A 1,668-nucleotide genomic window follows, 5' to 3' on the forward strand; every position below is an offset into this window, starting at 1 on the left:
ACTTCCGCACCCGCGACCAGGACCTGCCCGACGACTTCGACGTGGTCATCGAGACCGCCGGGTCCGCGTCCGCCGCACGCACCGCCGCCTCCCTGTTGCGGCGCGGCGGACGCCTGGTCCTGACGGGCATCCCCGCGCCGGGCGCCGACGGCCTGGACCCGACCGACCTGGTGGTGCGGCAGCTGGAGGTGCACACCGTGTTCGGGGCGCCCCCGGACGCCTGGGCGCACACGGTAAGGGTGTTCGCCGCCGGACTCCTCGACCCGCTCCCGCTGGTCACCCACGAACTCCCCCTCGACGGGTTCGCCCAGGCCATCGACCTCGTGGGCTCCGGAGACCCCAAGGTCGGCAAGGTCCTCCTGCGGCCCTGACGCCGCAGCCCTTCGACGTTCACGGAGGCGGCGCCTCCGCCCAACCCGTTCCGCACACGCCGACGGATCCGCCACTCGACGCGTTGCCGGCACCGAAAGGACTCCCCATGTCTTCCGCCACCACGACGACAGCCGTACCCCGCCGTCCGGGCTCCGCCGCGAACGGCCTGCCCCTGTTCGCCCCGCTGGACGTGGACCCCGCGGACACCTCACCGCACACCTTCCCGGGCGGCGGCCGCTGGCGCACCGAGATCCCCTCCTGCGAGGGACCCGAAGCCGTCGCGGTCGTGCTCAAGGAGTCCTCGCAGCTGGACGTGCCGATCCACCGCATCAGCCAGGGCTCGGGTGTCTGGATGCTGTCCGACGCCGAGATCACCGAGATGGTCGAGGCCACCGCCGAACGCGACATCGAACTGTGCCTGTTCACCGGCCCGCGCGGCACCTGGGACATCGGCGGCTCCACCCGCACCGACTCCCGCGGCGCCGGACTGCGAGCCCGCGGCCACGACGCCGTCGCCGGCTGCGTCGAGGACGCGGTCCGCGCCACCGAACTCGGCGTCAAGTGCCTCCTGGTGGCCGACGAGGGCGTCCTGTGGCTGCTGCACCAGGCGCGCGAGTCGGGCGTCATCCCCGCCGACACCACGCTCAAGGTCAGCGCGCTCATCGGTCCCGTGAACCCGGCCTCGTACGCCGTCTACGAGCGTCTCGGCGCGGACTCGGTGAACGTCCCCAGCGACCTGACCCTGGATCACCTCACCGAGATCCGCCGCACCTCCGCCGCGCCCATGGACATGTACGTCGAAGCCCCCGACGACCTCGGCGGCTACATCCGGATGTACGAGATCGCCGAGCTGATCCGCCGTGGCGCCCCGATCTACCTGAAGTTCGGCCTCTCCAAGGCCCCCGGCATCTACCCCTGGGGTCAGCACATGCGGGAGCTGACCCTGTCCACCGCCAAGGAGCGGGTGCGCCGCGGCCGGCTGGCCCTGGACCTGCTCGCCCGGCACGGAGCGGACGGCGACATGGCGCCGATCGGCTCCCGCCTGCCGGGCGAACTGACACGGTTCGCCGCCACGGTTCCGGCCGCCCGGTAGCCCGGCGCGCCAGGCGGCCGGCATCCCGCCGGGCGCGCCCCCGATCCCCGGGTCCCGTCGCGCCGACCCGGTAGGGCGTACGCCGGATGCGTACCCCTCGGTGGGGGGGGGGGGCCGCGCCCGGCCCCCCCCGGGCCCCCCCCGGCGCCCGTGCCCGTGCAACGCACGCCCCGTGACCTGACCGCAGCCAAGCCCGGACCGTC

Annotated in this window: 2 protein-coding genes; both read left to right on the forward strand. The window is 74.1% G+C overall.

Translation table 11 applies throughout. The features are described 5' to 3' along the window. Nucleotides 1–371 (forward strand): zinc-binding dehydrogenase (locus ABT296_RS38585; RefSeq protein ID WP_351934821.1); only part of this gene is annotated, 371 nt, incomplete at its 5' end. Between the two features lie 107 nt (nt 372–478). Beyond that, nucleotides 479–1,465 (forward strand): glycosyltransferase family protein, encoded by a 987-nt coding sequence (locus ABT296_RS38590; RefSeq protein ID WP_351934823.1) that lies wholly within the window; start codon nt 479–481, stop codon nt 1,463–1,465. The last annotated feature ends 203 nt before the right edge of the window (nt 1,466–1,668 follow it).

The sequence above is a fragment of the Streptomyces sp. NPDC000983 genome (assembly GCF_040299205.1).
Taxonomy (GTDB): Bacteria; Actinomycetota; Actinomycetes; order Streptomycetales; family Streptomycetaceae; genus Streptomyces.

Bases quoted from the DNA above. Each gene is read 5' to 3' on its own strand.
- ABT296_RS38590 (WP_351934823.1), top strand. From the start codon at position 479: ATGTCTTCCGCCACCACGACGACAGCCGTACCCCGCCGTCCGGGCTCC.